Raw genomic sequence first — 2,527 nt, 5'->3', positions numbered from 1 at the left:
ACGTTTAGAGTTTCGGACGCCGATAGGCGTCGGAAAGTCGACGGTGCCCGAACCCGCGGGCCGCATGCGGTGAGCTATGGGGATTTCGATTTACGGCCGATCTGGGCGTCTGCAGACGGTGTCGATAAGCGGACGGGTTTGAGAGCAGCCCGTCCGATTTTGGAGTGACAGGGCGGCTGTGGGGAGCTCGTCCGTCCGATTTTGGCGATGGGACGACTGCTCCTGGGCGGATGATATGCAGACATCCTCATCCCCGGGAGCGCGGTTGCGGTGAGGTCTGGCGGTGTGGGGCCGTGCCGGGTCACGACGCAAGGTTCCCGGATGGTGCGATCGGACATGGCGGGCCGCGCGGCAGATAGCGGCGTTCGATGGTCTCGATGATGATCATGGTCCCGCCGCAGCAAGGGCATGGCGGGCGCGGATCGGGGGGCTCGGTGGGTGGCTCGACCGCGGTGGGCGGCGCGAGGGCGAGCAGGCGGCGGGCGCGCTCGAGGTGGGCCTTGCGGGTGCCGCTGGCGAGCAGGCCATAGTGGCGGATGCGGTGGAACCCGCGTGGCAGGCAGTGCAGCAGGAAGCGGCGGATGAACTCGTCGGCGCTGAGCGTCATGACCTGCTGCCGGTCTGGCGTAGAACGGCGATAGTCCTTGTAGCGGAACGTGACCCCATGCTCGTCGAGCCGCAGGAGGCGACTGTTCGAGATGGCGACCCGGTGGGTGTAGCGCGAGAGATAGGCGAGCACGGCCTCGGGACCGGCGAAGGGCGGCTTGGCGTAGACCACCCAGCGCTTTTTGCGCACCGGCGCGAGGTGGCGCAGGAATGCGCGACGATCGGCGAGATGAGCGAGCCGACCGAAGAAGGCGAGCTTGCCGGCATCGTAAAGCGCCAGCAGCCGAGTGAGGAACAGGCGGCGGAACAAGGCGCCCAGCACGCGCACCGGCAGGAGGAAGGCCGGGCGGGATGATATCCATCGCTCCCCATCCGGCGCGATACCGCCGCCCGGCACGATCATGTGGATATGCGGGTGGTGGGTCATGGCCGAGCCCCAGGTGTGGAGCACGGCGGTGATGCCGATGCGGGCACCGAGATGCTTCGGGTCGGCGGCGATGGTGAGCGTGGTCTCGGACGCAGTCTTGAACAGCAGGTCGTAGAGCAGCGCCTTGTTGTGGAACGCGATATCCGCGATCTCGGCAGGCAGCGTGAAGACGACATGGAAGTATCCCACCGGCAGCAGGTCGGCCTCGCGCGAGGCGAGCCAGGTGCGCGCGGCGGTGCCCTGGCACTTGGGGCAATGGCGGTTGCGGCAGGAGTTGTAGGCGATCCGCCAATGTCCGCAGTCGGTGCAGGCCTCGACATGCCCGCCCAGCGCGGCGGTGCGGCAGTGCTCGATCGCCGACATGACCTTGAGCTGATGCAGGCTCAGGTGCCCGGCATGGGCGAGCCGATAGGCTGGCCCGGCAGCGCAGAAAACGTCGGCGACCTCGAGTGCGGCGCGCACCGGTCCTCAGCCGCTCGGCGCCTCCTTGTCCGGTGCCGCCAGTGCGAGCCGGTCAAGCGGGCTGACCACGGCGCGCACCGTCTTGGTTGCCACTTGCGTGTAAAAGGCGGTGGTGTTCAGCTTGGCATGACCGAGCAGCGCCTGAATGACGCGGATATCGACCCCGTCCTCGAGGAGGTGCGTAGCAAAACTGTGACGCAGCGTGTGCGGTCCTACCCGCTTGGCGATGTCGGCTGCCTCGGCAGCTTCGACGACGACACGGTGGAGCTGGCGTGTGCTGATCGGCAGCATGGCGCCTCGTCCCGGGAAGAGCCAGCCATCAGCGTGGAGCACACCCTGCTGACGCCCCGCGCGCCACCAGTCACGCAGCAGCACGAGCAAGCCCTCTGGCAGCATGGCATTGCGGTATCGCCCGCCTTTGCCACGCTCGATCCTGAGCAGCATGCGCTTGCTGTCGATATCGCGCACCTTGAGCGCCGCGACCTCGCCGACGCGCAGACCCGCACCATAGGCGACCGACAATGCGGCCTGATGCTTGAGGCTGGTGGTCGCATCGAGCAGGCGCTTCACCTCGCTCTGGGTCAGCACCACCGGGATCTTGCGAGCGTGCGCGGTGCGGACCAGCTTGCGTGCAAGATCGGGCCGGTCGAGGGTGTGGGTGAAGAGGAACCGCAGCGCCGCCACGATGCTGTTCATGGTCGGCGCCGGCACCCCGGCTTCCCGTTGCTCAATCTGGAACCGGCGGACATCCTCGGCGGTCGCGGTATGCGGCGAGCGCCCCAGCCAGGTCGCGAACCGTCCCACATCGCGCTGGTAGTTGCGTTGCGTCTCCGGCCCGAACCGGCGCAGTGACATATCCTCGATCAGCCGCTGGCGAAGCGGGCTGACCGGCCCAATCGGAATAATCTCGTTCATCGTTCGACTCCTTGGTTGAAGGAGCCACAATCGTCTGCCTCTCTCGGATCAGGCGCTACGCCTGTCGTTCTACATCACCCTCGCCGCCAGCGACACTCCCGCGAAGCGGGTTCGTGC

Annotated in this window: 2 protein-coding genes; both read right to left on the bottom strand. The window is 67.1% G+C overall.

Annotation, left to right across the window (positions count from 1 at the left end; genetic code table 11):
- Nucleotides 1-301: 301 nt before the first annotated feature.
- Nucleotides 302-1,495 carry an IS91 family transposase gene (locus AX708_RS15590; RefSeq protein ID WP_067489996.1) on the bottom strand — a complete coding sequence of 398 codons (1,194 nt, stop codon included), beginning with the start codon at nt 1,493-1,495 and terminating at the stop codon, nt 302-304.
- A gap of 6 nt (nt 1,496-1,501) precedes the next feature.
- A complete protein-coding gene (locus tag AX708_RS15585; RefSeq protein WP_067402726.1) occupies nt 1,502-2,410 on the bottom strand; it encodes a tyrosine-type recombinase/integrase in 909 nt (302 codons plus the stop codon).
- Between the last annotated feature and the right edge of the window lie 117 nt (nt 2,411-2,527).

Origin of the sequence: Erythrobacter sp. CCH5-A1 (genome assembly GCF_001557115.1) — a bacterium.
GTDB lineage: Bacteria > Pseudomonadota > Alphaproteobacteria > Sphingomonadales > Sphingomonadaceae > Erythrobacter.
The sequence above is the reverse complement of the archived record's forward strand: the minus strand, read 5'-3'. Positions and strand labels throughout refer to the sequence as shown.

Excerpts from the sequence above, each read along its gene's own strand:
- AX708_RS15585 (WP_067402726.1), bottom strand. The coding sequence starts at position 2,410 with ATGAACGAGATTATTCCGATTGGGCCGGTCAGCCCGCTTCGCCAGCGG.